Source organism: Chryseobacterium sp. FG46, from assembly GCF_057809135.1.
Map to the genome: position 1 here is coordinate 165,524 of NZ_JBMDJJ010000002.1, position 16,616 is coordinate 182,139.

The window sequence follows — 16,616 nt, forward strand, 5'->3', positions numbered from 1 at the left end:
AGTATCATTTTTATATAAAAAGACAAAGAACTGTTTTTGCCTACCCGGTAGGTGTTTCAGACAAAGAGACTTATGTTTTGGTATCCTTGTCAAGGTTTTAAAACTTGACAAGGATATTTTATTGTTTTAGAATGCTTGATTTGTAATCGTAAAAGCCACATGAAAGGATTCGTGAGCTAGCGGGGGTATTCTGATAACCTTCATAACGTCCAGTTCCCACCTTCCAGCCTTTCATATATGATAGATAAAAAAATCAGCCAGTATCAATCAAATTTTTATATTTGCATGGGTTGGGGCAGAACTCTTGAAATACTGCCAGAATACCCGTAAAAACTTAAAAATATAATAACCCAAAACAAAGAAAGATAAGGAATGGATAAGAGTAATTTATTAATTATTATAGCTTCGGTTTCTATATTCATTTCTGTACTTCTTGCTGTTTTCCTCCTTACTGTAAAGACCAGGCACAGGGTAAGCAATGTTTTATTTGCTGTTTTTCTTATCCTGAACGCTATAGATATTTGTGATCCTTTATTTTATAGGATGGCAGATGGTCCGTCTAATCTGGGAATGTTTAAAAACATGTTTGTTTTCCTGCAAATTCCGGTCTTTTATCTCTATGTATTATCCGTTTGTTATTCGGATTTCAAACTGAAACCTCAGAACCTGCTGCATGTGCTTCCTTTTATCATTACTAATCTTGTTTTAGTGCCTCGTTTTTATGGTGTAGATACTGCATCCAAAATTTTCTTTATTGAAAACCGGCAAAATATGATAGAACTGAAGTTTAATCATATTCTCCTCCATGTTCAGATGATCATTTACTTTGTTGCGGTTTTCAGGGTATTGAGAAAATCGAAGACGCTTTATCTTGAAAATTATGCAGGGAAAAGTATAAGCTCCTACAACTGGCTGTTTCAGTTTACGGTTGTATTGTGCATTGTATATAGCATTGCTCTTTTAAAAAACATCCTGAAATTTTCAGAGTATGTTCATATTTCAGAAGGGATAAAGGCTGGACTTTTATTATTATCCCTTTTTATTACCTGCTGGTATCTTTTCAAGGCACTGAATTATCCTGAGCTTTTCAGAAATGTGGATTCAAAATTGAAGTTGGTGTCTGAGCTGGTTTCGGAAGAGAAAAGCAATGAAGAATCTGCGGTAAGCGACAGAGAATGTAATGAGAAGCTTTTGAGATTAAAAAACTATATGATTGAGAAAAAACCTTTTCTTAATTCTTCTCTCACCATTCAGGATGTGTCCGGTGAAATTGAAATTCCTGTGCGTGAATTATCTCTTTTGATCAATCACCAATTGGGACAGCATTTCTATGATTTTGTAAATACCTATCGCATAGAAAATGCAATGAATATGTTAAAAGATGAAACCAAAAGTAAGGTGACGATCCTTGAAATTCTGTATGAAGTGGGATTCAATTCAAAATCTTCTTTTAATACAGCCTTCAAAAAGCATACGGGGACTACGCCTACGCTTTATCGTAAAAATTTGTAATACAGTAATTTGTAATTACTCGTACGCTTTTTTGGAATGATTCGAACGTATTTTTTCTGATCAATCGGGACGATTACTTTTATTCGGTCGCCTGTCTTGAGGAGCTTCCACATCTTTGTATCGAAATTAATATTTAACATTAAACAACGATACAATGAAAACGTCATTTCAATTTTTAGCAGTACTGTTATTCTTAAGCAGTTTTTCTTTCGGACAAAAAGTTTCCACAAAAATAGATTCTATCATCCGGGATAATTATAAAAAAAATCCAGAGGTAGGAATCAGTGTTGGCTTTATCAGTAACAATGAAGAATACTATACTGCATATGGAAATATAAGTAAGGAAAGTAAAGGCAGAATCGACAAAAACTCTCTGTTCGAAATTGCTTCGATTACTAAAATTTTAACTGCCAATTTAATTGCCCAGGCAGTGATAGACCACAAGATAAAACTGGATGATTATATAGACCGTTTCCTTCCCAAAGAATATGTTTTGCATCAAAATCTTAAAAACAAAATCAGAATTTCAGATCTCGCATCCCATCAATCTGGTTTACCTGACATCGACTTTCCAAAATTAATAGAACTGAATCCTCAGCAGCCTATAAGCAGTGTTAACCAAAATACCTTGACCACTTTAATCAATACCTGCAATGAGCTGAAAGATTATGGTAAATACCGGTATTCTACCATTGGCTATACTTTATTGGGACAGATTCTTGAAAAGGTATATGGGAAGAGCTATGATGTCATTGTAAGAGAAAAACTAACGGCTCCCTTGAAAATGACCACTACATTAACGAAAGATTTTAATGTGAAAAACAGAACTACCGGCCATAATCCGGATGGAGGAATTCAGGAATTTTTCTATTGGAATGTGACTGCTCCTGCGGGATTGTTAAAATCTAATTCAGCCGATATGATCAGGTTTTTAAAGGCTGTACTAAATGATAAGACCCAAGTAGGACAGGCTTCCATCATAGGGGAAAAAATCTTTTACAAAGATGACAAAAGAGAGATGGGATTAGGCCTGAATATCTCAACGGATGATCAAAATACGCTCTATTTAAAATCCGGAGATTCTATGGGACAATCTTCCATCATATGTTACAACAGGGCTAAAAAGTGGGGAATTATTATCCTTCTTGATCAGAGAAACTCTAAAATGAGACAGGATCTTCTGAATACAATTTATGATACCGCCCTGAAATAACAGTAGTATCCCTGTTTATTACATCAATATTCATTTTAATAAAAAGGGACAAGCTCAATACAACTTGTCCCATATGATTATTGTAAAACCTGCTGGTCATAAAGAAGATTGTCGTCTTCATCAAAGCTTATGATCAACACTTTATATTGTTTTGCACTGTCATTATTAAAGAATTTGATTCTTGGAGGAACATAGTCGCTGTCAAATAAATTAGGATTCCAGTATAGTGTTTCGCGGGTATCATTTTCAATTTTTTCCGGAGCATCGTCATCTATCATTTCAATAGGGAATTCAGAAGGTTTATCATATCCTTTGATGATGGATGAGTTGTTCTTCCTCGTTTCTTTTTCATTACTTTTAGATTTCATATTCCCCTTCATCGTGTAGATGGCTACGGCATCACCTATTAATCCGGATCCTTTAATGATTTTTACCATCGCAATATTATTAACCGGAAGACTGGAAATCATGGTAGGATCGGTAGGTATTTCATCTAAAAATAGTTTAGCTTGCTGGCCTCGGATATAAGGTACGCTTGCTCCTGAGTTGTTTTTCTGAAATGTTAAGCCCGCAGCTCTTCCCTGCAGCCAGTCTAAAATATTGCTTGATCCTGATATATGCTGATCTTCATTGACGAAATCAAATACAGTTGAATTTAAGGAACTGAACATTCCGCTGGACAGCTGTTTATCAAGCTCTGCTTTCGGATCTTTCTTTTTTCCTACTAAAGCTACTGCCTGGATTTGTATATCATTACTTTCTTTCTTTTTAATGTTTTTCTGAGTGTTGATAGCTCTGGAAATTGTTGAAGGCAGGTTTTTATTTTTGTCCGTTTTTACCAATGTATATTGAGTTGCCGGGAAATTGCCTTTAAATTGAGAGGGAGTAATTAACGGTTCTATGGTGACATATAAATCATCATTTCCTGATTCTTTATTTTCTGAATTGACAAAGGCTGTAATTTCCAGCGGTTCATCATTATTGAGGTTATTTAAATAAATATATCCGTTTTGATCTGTTTTGAATTGGCTGAATGCAGGCTGGTTTTGGCCGGATTTTGCTAATAAATTGACATTCGTATTGGGCAGAAGAGCATTGTTTTTAATGGGTTTTACCCTGTAAGAAAGGTATTTTTGTGATTGGGTTTTAATGACGGGGGCAGTTCCGCTGAGTACTGAACTCCAGTCGAATCTTTTCCAGTTTTCAGAAATAAGCAGGGCGTCCAAAGCTTCAGTATTGGTATTCTTGGAGAAGTATTGGGCCGGGCTGTCTATTCTTGAGGTAAAATCTCCCGTTAACCAAAGTGCGCTCAGAATATTATCTGCTTCCGGAGTTTGAGCCCCGTTATCTTCACTTACCAAAACCGTATAGTTTTTGAAATAAGATTCCGGAGAAAGATCAATACTGTTGAAAGCTCTTGGCGTTGGTTTTAAGCTCTGACCTACTATTTCCGCTTTCTCAATTTTTAAATTACCAGGTTTTATAAAACAAAGCCTTTGTGCAACAACATTATCCTGTTCATCAAAAATAACCAATTGCAGAATACCGTTAGCGCCATTACTGATTTTCGTGGGAATAAGACTTGATGCTTCATTGGTCAGATGGTTGATATTGGCTCTGTAAGCAAGATGATTATTGATGAGTCCGATAATTTTATAACCCTGAAGCTGTTGTTTTAGATTAACACCTTTTAAGTTATATTTTATCCCTTCTTTGGAACTTGAAACTTCTATATTCAGGCCGCTGTCTGCAACTTGTGGGAGATCTATTGTTTGGCTTTTTCCTGTATTATCCTGAATAATGGCCTGATATTTCTTTCCTGATGCCGGAGTTATCTTAAAAGAAGCAACATTTTTATCAAAAGATTTGAATGTGGTAACAGCAGTGTTGGGATTTTGGCTGTCTATAATTTTTCCGGACCAGTTTTCCGGCAGCGAAGAATTGGAAGATAACCTTACCGCAAATTTTGTAGGCATACCGTTAATGAAGGTTCCGCCTTCCGGAAAAACTTTGGCAGACCAATCGGAGCTTTTTGCAATGACTAGGGATTCCAAAGAGTTTGGATTATAAACCGGAATTGTTTTGACAATTTGGAAATCTTCATTAAAATTGGTCATGTAAGGAGTATAAGCTCTTACAAAATATACCTGTTCAGGAAGATCTTCTTTCAGTTGAAAATCTCCGCTGCCTTCACCATTGGTAAGGAGTATTGTTTTCCAGTCTATTAATTTTTTATCAGAATTATACAGCTCAACAAACAGAGTAGTGGATAATGCGGAACGGTTATAACCGTCAAACACAAAACTTTTGAACCAAATCTTATCACCAGCGGCATATTGCGATTTATCGGTAAGAACATATACTTTCTCCTGTTCGTAATTATTCTCAAGATTAGTAATTGCTTTTTCTAATTTGGTTTGTGCCAGTACAGGCTGTACCATTGAAAGAAGCAATACACAGAACATATTTTTCATAGAAATCTCAGCGCATTTTAATTCTTTGCTAATGTAATCATTTAAAGGCTTCTGGAGTTGATTTTTAATATGTTATTTCACAAGAAAGAAAATAGCTTGATGATGGTTTTCAGTCAAAAATCCCGGCATGCAGTGCCTGATGCTGTATTGCGGTTATCAGGTTGCAATAGTGAATTAAACAGGAACGTACTGTAAATTACGATTTTAGATATTGAAATTTAATCAATATTTAGTGATAAAAAATATTTTGAATGAATATTTTTATTATTTTTATAAAATAAACTAAAACATGAAAATATATGAAATTTATTCACGTTCCCGAATTCAACCTTACATAGTACCTTAAAAAATCCTTTTCAATTTAAATGACAAATAAGCCTCACCTGATGAGAGGCCTGTATTTCTATGTACATCAGGATACACATAATTAAAATTGATACAAGCAAAATTAAGCTTAAAAAAATCCTTAAATCCAATTATTCCTATGGAAAAATCACACAATCACACCCATGGCTGCACCCATTGCTCTTGCCACAATCCTGTTTTGGATGTTCTTAAAGAAGAACTTTTCAGTGCAGAAAATATGACAAAAATAAATCCGGGTTCCGGAAAAGCCATCCACGAAAAATCACAAACTCTAATGATAAGCGGAGGAATCATCCGTCCTATGATTGGAGGATCAACAGATACCGTTGAATCCGTTGGAATTGCTGATGGAAAAGTAGTGGTAACCGGTACAAAAGATCAGGTAGAAGAATATATGAAAGAGAACTATCAGGGATTTCAAAAAAAAGAATTAACCGGTCCTCAAACTTTACTTCCCGGTCTGATAGAGCCTCACGTTCATATGGTTCCAACTGCAATGATGCAGGGCTGGCTGGATCTGAGCCCTTTTGAAGGACAGAATTTGAAGGCTGTATATGACCTGGCATCTGTGGGAACAATCATCAACATTCATATTCCCAAAATTCCCGGGGCTGTTATTTTGGGCAAAGGATTGGATCCGTCTTTAATGCCTTTTAAGGAAAAAGAGGGCAAAAAAGAGCTGATAACGATTGATAATGTAATACTTGATACCATTAATCATGATGTTCCCATGATGCTGTTAAGCGCCTCTATGCACACCCTTTATCTGAATACAAAGGCGCTGGAGTATGTATTTAATCATAATCCTGATATAAAAAACGAGTATAAAACGGTTGACAAATATATCAGTGAGACAAAAGGCCAGCTGCAGGAAGGCTTACAAATGACTCCGGCACTGAAGACAGTAAAGCTTCAGATTATTGCGATGAGTATAGAGATTAACAGGTATCTTACCCATCTTTTCAATACTGCCAATTCAAGAGGAGTTACTTTTATGTATGATGCCGGACTGAATAAAGGCTCAGAAATCCTTTTAAGCAAATATTTCGAAACTCACCCTGAACGGGTAAGAACAGGCGGGGCATATCTTTGTTCCAGCCAGGAAGATGTTGATCAACTGGAGCATTATAAAGAGCCGGAGCATTATAAACCCGTCTATTACGGTCATATCAAAGTAGTTTCAGATGGCTCTAACCAAGGTTTAACGGGATATCAGAGTACTCCTTATCTGTGCGATCCTGCAAACAATACCGGAGTATTTAATTTTCCGCAGGCAGGTATTCCTGCCCATACGATTCCGCCAGGCTATAATACATTAATTAATAGTGTGGTAGCTGTAAAAGGCTGGCCGCTAATGGTTCATGCCAATGGAGATCAGGCGGTAACATTTGCCATTAATGCGTATCAACGTAGTTTAGCCCAATATAGAGGTCCGGAGCTTCGTAACCGTATAGAACACTGTTCACTGCTGACGGCGGAGCAAATTACCAATATGCTTCAAATGGGAGTTTCCCCAAGCTTCCTTATCGGGCACGTGGGCTACTGGGGCTACGCTTTTAAAGAAGTAATCTTCGGTGAAAAGGCGCAAATGCTTGATCTTTGTGGTTCTACGCTTGCTGCCGGTATGAGAATTACCCTTCACAGCGACAATGAGGTAAGTCCATTGGGTCCATTAAGAATGATGGAACAATCGATTACCAGAATCATGGAAAAGAATCCTAATGATATTGAAGTGTTGAACACGGCAGAACGTCTTACCCCGGAACAGGCTTTGATTGCCGTTACTTATGATGCTGCCTGGCAGTGTTATGCTGATAAATGGGTAGGTTCCTTAAATAAAGGCTTCTTTGCAGATTTTGTTATTTTGGAAAAAGACCCTCTTTCATTAAATACCCCTTCATTGCAATATATGAAAATGAGAGACATTCCGGTACTGGAAACCTGGGTGGGTGGAATACCTGTGTATATAAATGATAAAGTAACAAAACCTGTCACTGAAAAAGACATGCTTTTTTCAGATAATTCATAGCAGGATTTTAAATAATTGCTAATCAAATCTTAATCAGAGTAGAGAACCATCTACTCTGATTTTTGTTTTTATAGGGGGATTTTATGAAGGGATTTTAGCAACTATTTATTATGTTTTGAATTCTGTTGAGCATTTTAGTTTGTATCTTTCCTTTTCTAATCCAGGAAAAAAGATATTGGCTAATGGAGCTGGATTCACATAAATTTAAAAGCCAAAAAAGAATGACCATAAAAATCTATAGACCTGAAAACCCTGTACTAAAAAAATATATTGAATGCTTTTATATTCTCGAGCAGACCTCTGAAGAACCCTCAGCTGCTTATTTTACCTTTCCGAGTATCTATACCATTGTCACTGCCAGTGAGAAAACAGAAACCCTGGTCACCAAAAATAAAATAACAACCAGATACTGCCAGTCCAACCCAATTGAAACAAATCTGGTAAGCGATTTTAATGAACCGGTATTGGTTAGCTATGAGGGCGTAATCAATGAAATTACTACCTACTTTAAGCCATTGGGGATCAATGCTTTTATACCGAATAACCTGAGAGATTATTCAAATGGGAGCTTTCCGGATTTTAGTCCATATGAGGATTATAAAGAAACCATGGCTGTTATTCTTTCCACAAAAGATCCTGAAGAAAAAATAAAGGCGTTGGAATCATATTGGCTTTCAAAATTTCGTCCCTTTGAAGATGTCCTGCTGACAGAAGTACTCACAGAAATGCTCCATACAGATAATATCAATCAATCTATGACAAAGCTGTCTTATGCAACGGGTAGGTCACGAACAACGATCAACAAACATTTTGATCAGCATATTTGTAAAACACCCTCTCAGTTCAAAAAAATTATCAGATTCAGGGCAGCTGTTCAAAGCCGGCTTGACGACAAAAACAGAGCGGGTTTGTCTTATAGTCTGGATTATTTTGACCAGTCACACATGATCAGGGATTTTAAAAAATTAACAGGTTTTACGCCAAAAGTCTTTTTTTCAAAAATAACAACACTTGAAAAAGGATTCATAAAATGGATGTTTATTTAGCAGGGTTTACAAAAATACAATGATGATGATGGATTAAGTAGTAACATTGCAGCTTAATCATGTCATTCAATAGTTTATGAAGCCAATCCTAATAATACTTTTATTCCCGGTTTTTATTTTCGGGCAGAAAAATGGGTCAGCAAACCTTGCGAAATATATGCAGGCTCAGGTTGAAATAAATAATTTTAGCGGAGCTGTTCTTGTATCGAAAAACGGCCGGGTTTTACTAAAAAAAGCGTACGGTCTGGCAGATTATGAATGGAATATTAAAAACACCATAGATACTAAATTTCAGCTGGCCTCAGTAACAAAACAATTTACCGCCACCGCTATACTTCTGTTGATTGAAAAAGAGAAACTGTCTCTTGATGATAAGCTGAGTAAATTTTTACCAGATTACCCAAAGGCTGATAGTGTTACGATCCATATGTTATTATCACATAGCTCAGGGCTGGCTATGGGTTTTAAAGAAATAGCTTTAAGCTCAATGGATAAAGATTCCGCGTATGCCAAAATAAAGAAAATACCTTATGAATTCTCTCCGGGAACTAAAAGCGGATACAGCAATATCGGCTATTATTTATTGGCTAAGATCATTGAAAAAGTGTCAGGCGAGAAGTATGCTGTTTTCTTAAAGAAGAATATATTTGAAAAAGCAGGAATGAAGAATACCGGCGTTAGTAATAATGAATCGATTGTTGAAAAAAAAGCAAAGGCTTACTATAAGACAGAAAGCGGGCTTATTCATAATCCCTTTATCAACTGGGAGATTAATGTAGGTCATGATGGCGTTTATTCTACGGTTGAAGATCTGGCCTTATGGGATAAAGCCTTATATGGAACAAATATTCTTTCTGCACAGATGAAGAAACTCATGTTTAGTCCGTACGGAGCTGAAAATTGGGGCTATGGCTTTATAATCAATCCGTTTTACAATCACGGGCATCAATTAATTGCTCATGACGGAGGTTTTTTCGGGACAATGACTTCCTTTAACCGTTTTACGGAAGACAAACTCTTCGTGACCGTACTTTCTAATAATGAATCATTTTCCTATATTATAAGTTATGGACTTTCCGCTATTGCATTGGGAAAAGAGGTGGAACTTCCTTACAAGCATCACAGGGTTGAAATAACCCCCGATTTATATGATCAATATATGGGTAAGTATGATAAAATTGACATATTGAAAATTGACGGTAAGCTTTATTTTAACAGTGTGGAAATGGAACTCATCCCAGAATCTAAAAACAAATTTTTCAGAGCAGATAATAATGACAGAACCATTGAGTTTATTCCGGACAGTGCGGGCCTTTACAATTCTATAATTCTGACAAAAGGAGGAGTAAAAGAAGTTGTAAGAAGAAGTAAATAGCCAAAATGGTCTTGATGCGTCAGAAATATAAGTAATCTGTGTTTTATCATCATACCATTTATTGGGATAAGGAGTAGAATTAACATTTTTATAAAACAGAATCGGCAGATCCAGGCATATGATGCCATAATTTTTTCTATATTTAGAGGAAGTTTAATAGGATATAGGTTTTAGTGATGTTTAGAAACAGGGCTTGTGTTTTTATTTTGCACGCTGCCTTGCCTGTAGATACCAATATAAAAAAAGACAATGCCGATAAACCTAATACCTCCGGACGGAGGCCTGTTATACAAAGAAACAGATATGACTCAGTTGTTCCCTGAGCCATTCAATGCAATAACTGCCCTGTTTTTTTTAGCCATAGCCGTTTTCTGGACGCTTAAATTGAAAGGTCATTACAAAGAATATCCTTTTTTAACCTACTGCCTGGTTTTATTATATATTGGTGCTATTGGGGGAACTGTTTACCACTCATTCAGACAGTGGCCGGTATTTATTATGATGGATTGGCTGCCCATTATGCTGCTCTGCCTTTCTGCCGGATTTTATTTTGTAGCGCAGAGTACCATATGGTATTATGCGGTTGCAATGGTTCTGGGATGTCTGATATTGATGCTGGGTTTGAGAAACTGGATTCTTATCGGTAATCCTTCTCTTTTTATCAATGTCAATTACGCCATCATGGCCTCATTTGTAGTTTTTTCGGTACTAAGGTATTTGATCTATACCCAATGGAAAGCGGGCAAATGGGTAGGTTTTGCCGTGTTGTCATTTGTTTTTGCACTCACCTTCCGCATCGCTGACAAATGGGAATGGTTCAGTTTCGGAACTCACTTTTTATGGCATACTTTCGGGGCGATAGCAACGTTTTGTATGTTTAATTATATCTATCTTACGCGGAATGTAATTAGGAAGAGATAGGTGGGTTTATTTTTATGTTGAGTAAGGTTGGGACTTTGAGCTGTCCAATAAGATTAGTTTCCTTTTAAAATGTTCCGAAACCGGAGACTTCGTAGAGCTGGTAATACACCTTCGTTGAAGTTAATTAAGCTATCAGAAAAAGAAGTAATTAGCGGTAAAGTTTACATTATATGTAAACTTATTTTTGTATATTTGTTAAGTAAATGTATGTATTAAATAAAATCACTGGTGAGAAACAGGCTGCAACAATAACTAAAATTGATGCTGCTGAAATTTCGCAAATTAATAAAACCAGGCGATTTGACTTTAATTGGAACAAAGAAAAAAGCTTTCATGTTTATAAATTGACAGCAGAAGATAAAGAAGAACCAATAGGTCTGTTATCAATCAATGAACGGCCACAGGATTATGCTTTGGAAATCAGACTTCTGGCGGTATCCAAAGAAAATGTTGGTCAATCGAAGAATTATAACCGGATTGCAGGCTGTCTTATTGCATTTGCTTGCAGAGAAGCGTTTAAAAAAGGATTTGGAGGATATGTATGCTTAAAGCCAAAAACAAAGCTTGAAAAACATTATATACAGCAATATGGCTTACAGTCAACCAAAATATATTTGATCACTGAAGGAGAAAATTCATTACAATTAATTCAGGAATATTATGAAGACAAACAGGAAGGAAATTAAGGAAACAGATTTTTCAAAATTTACAGGTGAAGAACTTGCGGATGCTTTTGTCTTTCCTGCTGATCAAGTTTTGAATACGAAGGAGAAAAAAGAGGAGGAAGACTTCTGGGCAGCTCGCCGGAAACAATTTGACAATCGCACTCACAGTCAGAAAATGTATTCAAGATTGTTACAGCTAAAGTTTCAATTGGAAGACTATATAGATAGCAGCCAATATCTGGAAGCGTTTAGTTTTGGATTTTTTTTAAATGAGTACGTTAACAGACAAGACAAAAAAGATAAGGACTTTGCTGTTGAGGTGGATGTGAAGCCAGCTGTACTTAGCCAATATATTAATAACCATCGAAAGCCGACAGATGAGTTCATCATCAGGCTTGAATTACATTCCAACGGACTGATTCCCGCAATAAGTTGGTTTAAGGTTATCCAAAAAAATAAAGAACATGAGATCATGACCAATCAGAAATTAAGAGAGGAAGAAAGTAAGCATGTTAAAAACAGACTTGGATTTGCTTATTAACTTGATGAAATAGCTTAGAAACTTCAGATCAGTCAAGACTTGCTTAAAAATTGGACTGCCCCCAAAAAGTTAGACACTTTTTAGGGGCAGTCCAAAGCTGGGATTTTTTTATTTTGATTTCCTTTAAAATTGCTCTAAAGTTGGGAGACTTTGAATAATTGGCTATTACAAGTTATCTTATCTTAACCAAGTAAGTGCCTTAGTTGCATATATTATTTTTGAACTTTCTTTTTCACCATCGAAAAAATTATCAGGGAATGAACCGATTAGTTCTCTTGATTTCAAGTTTGCATTATTTGTAAGTATAGCTTTTATTTCATTCATCTTAGGCAATTCAAGAATTTTATTTTTTAAAACTTTGATTTGTTGATTTTCATCTTTTGTTATTAAATCTTCCCCGAAGTCCGTTAATAATAGTTTATCATCTAGTAAATCAATTAATAATAAGTCTCTATTAAATCGTCCTTTTATAAGGCTTTGGTTGGTTGATAAGAGTGGTAATATTTCTAAAATCTCTTTAAGAGAGCTCCTTGGTATTAGGTTTGATTTATCTCCTAGAATAATACTAGCTTTACTTTTTCCTCTACCTTTTGTTGGTTCTATTAATTTAGTTTTAATATCTAAATCAGATAATAAGAACCAACTCATTAAAATTTTTGCATAAGAATCCCACGTATTATCTTGAAATTCTTGTTTGAAAATACTTTTTAGTACATTAATCACATCACTTTTAACTATCTTACTTTGTGATAGTTTTTTAAGAGCGATATAAGGAGTGTAATTTTGAAATTTTGTTGTTACAAATTCAATAAAACCTTCCCTCGAAATGGTTATATCCTTATTAACAATATAATTTTCTCCTATTTTTCTTATGAAGCCTAAGTTCCTTAATTCAATTAAAATATTATATAGAGTTTCTGCTCCTATCCCTTTTGGATGTTTAAATAGAAGAGAATCAATGTCTTCTGAGTCAATGTTGTTGAACAACAAAAACACTTCTAAACATAAATTCACTCCTTGTCTAAGTAAATAACTTTCACCTATTGTAGGAATAGTCCCCGTAACTAAATAATCTCTGTAAATATCCCAATAGATATTATAATTAGCACCAGATCTGATTATAAGTCTTTTATGTAAAAGAGAAGATATTGTCTCACTTTCTATTATATCTCCAACTTCTGTTTCATCAAAGAAATTCCCATCATATGCTTTTTTTGCAATTATTTTAATTGCTTTAAACTCTTTAGAAAATAATCTTTCTTCATCCTTTTTAAAAAGATCTAGAATATTCAAATTAGATTCAATTAAACTTTCTTTTGAAACCCCAGATTGCAGCTGATCAAATACATGAATACATAGTTTTTTTGTTAACCAAGGTAGTCCTTGGGAACTTTCTTTTATGCGATCTTTAACACCTTTATCTAATTTACCAACCGAGTCTTCTAATTGTTTAATTATACCATCAATTTCTTTTTCACCAAATTCATTTATTGTAAATTCTCTTGCTTGTTCTTTTGCTTGTTGCCAAATATGATAAGATGGATTATCACTTTGCATGAAAAAGTCTGATTTCCATGAAAATCCAATTATTAAATTTGGCTTTGAGTCAGTAACATCTGTAAGAAATTTATAAAATGTTTTGAAATAGTCATTTTTTCTAAAAACATCTTCAAATTGATCAAAAATTAAAATTAGAAATCGGTTTGTTAACTTCAAATTTTCAAGAATTGCTTTGACGCTTTCTGATGATAACAGATCATTTGTAGATGTAAAATTAATTTCTTGATTAAAAAGACCTCTTTCTAAAAAATTATTTCGTAATGCGGATGAAATCAATTTATCAAATGAGAGAGCAACAAAATTGTCAGAAATTGCACTTCGTGTGTCAATTGCGAGGGAATAAAACTTTTTTTTGTAATGTTTGTTATGACATCTATCTTTAATTTCTAATACTAATGAACTTTTGCCCCAACCAGATTTTCCATTAAGGTAAAATATCCTTTTATTAGAATTGCCGTCTCTTATATTTTTAAAAAATGATAAAATATTAGTTCTTATTTCGTCTCTACCAACAAAGTGTTTTTTGCCTGCTGATGCAGGTAAATAATCATACCAATTTTCACTTTCTTGAACTTCAGATATTGTTTCAAGATTTAAAGCTGATTTTTCAATAGCTAGAGTTTTTTTATATTTTGTATGATTAGATATAATTTGTAGGTTAGAAATTTCATCTACTTTAGATTTTAATAATATGATAATTTCCTCAGAAATTTTTTTATCATTCTCCTTAGCGTCTATTAATAAAAATTTTGTTGGTAATGCATTTGATTCATTTATTAAGTAGATGAAATAATCCCCAAAATATGTTACGGCTAATATTTTCTTTGAAATTATGTATGACGAGGTACTTGAGTGTGGTTCATATATCATATTAGAATCACATAGCATTCCAACAATATCAGACGGTTCAAAAAAAGATAAATTCTTATATTTTGGTTTCTGCCTTATTTCTGATAAAAGTGCACCTGCTTGATATTCCAATTCCTGTGTTCTAAAAAAATATCCTTTATCTGCTTCTTTATAATCTACATTAAATGCAAATTTTGATATTTCATCGGAAGTAACTTTCTCTTTTGCTTTACATTCTACATAAAGTACCTCTTTATTATGTTTATGTTCGGCAATCAAATCAATTTCCATTCCAGAGAAATTTATATTACCTTTAATTGTATATTGATGTATCGTTAAAAGGTTTCTGATTAATGCTTCAAAACAATTACCTTTTGCTTTATTTGATGAACCTGCTTCTAAAATTATCTTTAATTCTGTTATCATTCAGTTTGGTTATTATTTACCCTACAAAGTGTTTTAAAAATTTTAATATAATGATGGCTTTAATTTGAATTAAAAATCTGTATAAAATAGCTTTGAAGGATTATCACAAATTTATAAAATTTAACATATATAAACCAGAATGCTTTCTACTTAAAAATAATATTTGTCAATAGGCTGAAAATTCATTAAATCAGGATTTTTCATAGCTTAGATAGTTTATAATCTTTGTTTTGTCTAAAATATAAATAACTCTATAAAAGATATTCCGGGTTTCCGTAAGACCAAAAATAAAGAGATGTTAAAATTTTCATTATTATTTTACGGAATTTCTTAAGATTTCGAAAGATTCCACACAATAAATCCCAACTTTCGTCAGGATTATTCATTTATAAGTTTAAAGAAATCAGATAAACTAATTTTTCTGGCTTCACATATTTTAAAAAGTGTTTCAACGGGTATTCTGTAAGTTTCTTCACTTTTAATTTTTCTAATAGTACTTTCTTCCACGCCATGATTTTTGGCAAAAGAATTTTGTGACTTGCCTTCTTGAAGCCAAGGTATCAACCATTTTTTTGTAATGTATAAACAAATTTTTTCGTTTATATCTGTCATGGAACAAATGAAATAATTAAATAATAAAAAATTACGGTCGATCGACCGTAATTAAATTTCTTTTCCTACATTTATAAAAAAATACGAACAATGAAAAAAAGCAGAAACTTTAATTCCCGGTTTCGGGCAGATAAAAAAAACTCCGGGTTGCAGCTGATGGAGACATTCTTTCAGTTCAATGAGCTGGATGTTTCCAAAGAAAGGCTCAGCAACATTATAAATTATGCGGTAAAGAGAAATAGCTGGATCCATGAAGATCCGGCGGTCATTTTTGAGTTTCATCAGTCGATGAGGTCGTTAATCCGGGCAGGTTACCTCATGATGCTGAAGGAAAGAAAATGGACGGTTGATGCCGGATCGGAAAAGATTTCTCCGTGGGTTCTTGGTCTGCTTTCGGAGAAGGAATACCGGAATCCTCTGCTGGTTTTCAAAAAAGCATTCAGCGCATATACCATCAAAGAATTTGATTATTTTATGTCCGGAATTGTCTATTTCTCTATGGGTGTCTATGAAAATATGCCGGAAAGGAATATGGTGATGCCTTACATCCATACGGTGAAAATGCTGGATGCCGCACATCTTATTCTTCAAAGAAAAAGAGAAAAGAAAATGGCTGAGACCAGTTCAGAAGAAGAAGGTTGAGTGTAAATAAAAAGCAGGAAGTTGTGGATACAGGTGATTAATCTGCTATAACCTATTTTTCTGACGCAAAGATTTCTATTTTTGAAACTGTTGGTGATAAGCGAACAAAGTATAGAATCAACTTCTTTGCTTCGCAGAAGCTTATGAGTAAGCGTACCACTTGATCAGCGACAAAATCGCATTGCTTTACGCTTAATGAAAGCAGAATTATTAATAGGAACTTTGCGTTACTCTTTTCAAAAATGATTTTATAAATTCCTGAAAGGTAACGCAAAGTTTCTATTTAAAATAGACCTTGTTTTATTTGTAAGGAGCTGGGAGACAGTTGATTTGTCAATCGGTTATGATAAAGGATATGAATAACATCCGCTTCATAGCGCCTGTC

The 16,616-nt window shown here is 34.4% G+C and carries 12 protein-coding genes; 9 read left to right on the forward strand and 3 right to left on the reverse strand.

Features of this window, described 5'->3' with window-relative positions:
- Positions 1-372 precede the first annotated feature (372 nt).
- Positions 373-1,512 carry a helix-turn-helix domain-containing protein gene (locus ACODR7_RS02225; RefSeq protein ID WP_488836929.1) on the forward strand — a complete coding sequence of 380 codons (1,140 nt, stop codon included), beginning with the start codon at positions 373-375 and terminating at the stop codon, positions 1,510-1,512.
- A gap of 154 nt (positions 1,513-1,666) precedes the next feature.
- Complete coding sequence (locus ACODR7_RS02230; protein ID WP_488836931.1) at positions 1,667-2,725, forward strand: serine hydrolase domain-containing protein; 1,059 nt, start codon at positions 1,667-1,669, stop codon at positions 2,723-2,725.
- Positions 2,726-2,802: 77 nt separating this feature from the next.
- On the opposite strand, the gene ACODR7_RS02235 is transcribed toward ACODR7_RS02230, so the two are convergent.
- A complete protein-coding gene (locus ACODR7_RS02235; RefSeq protein WP_488836933.1) occupies positions 2,803-5,199 on the reverse strand; it encodes a hypothetical protein in 2,397 nt (798 codons plus the stop codon).
- A gap of 484 nt (positions 5,200-5,683) precedes the next feature.
- Between ACODR7_RS02235 and ACODR7_RS02240 the strand changes: the two genes are divergently transcribed.
- The 6 genes from ACODR7_RS02240 to ACODR7_RS02265 all read left to right on the forward strand — a co-directional run bounded on the left by ACODR7_RS02240 (position 5,684) and on the right by ACODR7_RS02265 (position 12,142).
- The gene (locus ACODR7_RS02240) at positions 5,684-7,594 is read left to right on the forward strand and encodes an amidohydrolase (RefSeq protein ID WP_488836935.1); all 1,911 of its coding nucleotides are present in this window, start codon (positions 5,684-5,686) and stop codon (positions 7,592-7,594) included.
- 221 nt (positions 7,595-7,815) lie between these two features.
- On the forward strand, positions 7,816-8,640 hold the full coding sequence (locus ACODR7_RS02245) for a helix-turn-helix domain-containing protein (protein WP_488836937.1): 825 nt from the start codon (positions 7,816-7,818) through the stop codon (positions 8,638-8,640).
- 76 nt (positions 8,641-8,716) lie between these two features.
- Complete coding sequence (locus ACODR7_RS02250) at positions 8,717-10,015, forward strand: serine hydrolase domain-containing protein (protein WP_488836939.1); 1,299 nt, start codon at positions 8,717-8,719, stop codon at positions 10,013-10,015.
- 249 nt (positions 10,016-10,264) lie between these two features.
- The gene (locus ACODR7_RS02255) at positions 10,265-10,936 is read left to right on the forward strand and encodes a hypothetical protein (RefSeq protein WP_488836941.1); all 672 of its coding nucleotides are present in this window, start codon (positions 10,265-10,267) and stop codon (positions 10,934-10,936) included.
- A 203-nt stretch (positions 10,937-11,139) separates the two neighbouring features.
- On the forward strand, positions 11,140-11,622 hold the full coding sequence (locus ACODR7_RS02260; protein ID WP_488836942.1) for a hypothetical protein: 483 nt from the start codon (positions 11,140-11,142) through the stop codon (positions 11,620-11,622).
- A complete protein-coding gene (locus ACODR7_RS02265) occupies positions 11,597-12,142 on the forward strand; it encodes a helix-turn-helix domain-containing protein (RefSeq protein ID WP_488836943.1) in 546 nt (181 codons plus the stop codon). The genes ACODR7_RS02260 and ACODR7_RS02265 overlap by 26 nt, the downstream gene beginning before the upstream one ends.
- Before the next feature lie 177 nt (positions 12,143-12,319).
- Here ACODR7_RS02265 and ACODR7_RS02270 read toward each other — a convergent pair whose 3' ends face one another.
- Positions 12,320-14,977, reverse strand: a complete 2,658-nt coding sequence (locus ACODR7_RS02270) for a restriction endonuclease (RefSeq protein WP_488836944.1) — start codon at positions 14,975-14,977, stop codon at positions 12,320-12,322.
- A 378-nt stretch (positions 14,978-15,355) separates the two neighbouring features.
- Entirely contained in the window at positions 15,356-15,589 is a 234-nt protein-coding gene (locus ACODR7_RS02275; RefSeq protein WP_047486272.1) for a helix-turn-helix domain-containing protein, read from the reverse strand.
- Between the two features lie 90 nt (positions 15,590-15,679).
- Here ACODR7_RS02275 and ACODR7_RS02280 point away from each other — a divergent pair, with 90 nt between their 5' ends.
- Entirely contained in the window at positions 15,680-16,231 is a 552-nt protein-coding gene (locus ACODR7_RS02280; RefSeq protein WP_488836947.1) for a hypothetical protein, read from the forward strand.
- Positions 16,232-16,616 lie beyond the last annotated feature (385 nt).

Bases quoted from the DNA above. Each gene is read 5' to 3' on its own strand.
- ACODR7_RS02225 (WP_488836929.1), top strand. From the start codon at position 373: ATGGATAAGAGTAATTTATTAATTATTATAGCTTCGGTTTCTATATTC.
- ACODR7_RS02230 (WP_488836931.1), top strand. From the start codon at position 1,667: ATGAAAACGTCATTTCAATTTTTAGCAGTACTGTTATTCTTAAGCAGT.
- ACODR7_RS02235 (WP_488836933.1), bottom strand. From the start codon at position 5,199: ATGAAAAATATGTTCTGTGTATTGCTTCTTTCAATGGTACAGCCTGTA.
- ACODR7_RS02240 (WP_488836935.1), top strand. From the start codon at position 5,684: ATGGAAAAATCACACAATCACACCCATGGCTGCACCCATTGCTCTTGC.
- ACODR7_RS02245 (WP_488836937.1), top strand. From the start codon at position 7,816: ATGACCATAAAAATCTATAGACCTGAAAACCCTGTACTAAAAAAATAT.
- ACODR7_RS02250 (WP_488836939.1), top strand. From the start codon at position 8,717: ATGAAGCCAATCCTAATAATACTTTTATTCCCGGTTTTTATTTTCGGG.
- ACODR7_RS02255 (WP_488836941.1), top strand. From the start codon at position 10,265: ATGCCGATAAACCTAATACCTCCGGACGGAGGCCTGTTATACAAAGAA.
- ACODR7_RS02260 (WP_488836942.1), top strand. From the start codon at position 11,140: ATGTATGTATTAAATAAAATCACTGGTGAGAAACAGGCTGCAACAATA.
- ACODR7_RS02265 (WP_488836943.1), top strand. From the start codon at position 11,597: ATGAAGACAAACAGGAAGGAAATTAAGGAAACAGATTTTTCAAAATTT.
- ACODR7_RS02270 (WP_488836944.1), bottom strand. From the start codon at position 14,977: ATGATAACAGAATTAAAGATAATTTTAGAAGCAGGTTCATCAAATAAA.
- ACODR7_RS02275 (WP_047486272.1), bottom strand. From the start codon at position 15,589: ATGACAGATATAAACGAAAAAATTTGTTTATACATTACAAAAAAATGG.
- ACODR7_RS02280 (WP_488836947.1), top strand. From the start codon at position 15,680: ATGAAAAAAAGCAGAAACTTTAATTCCCGGTTTCGGGCAGATAAAAAA.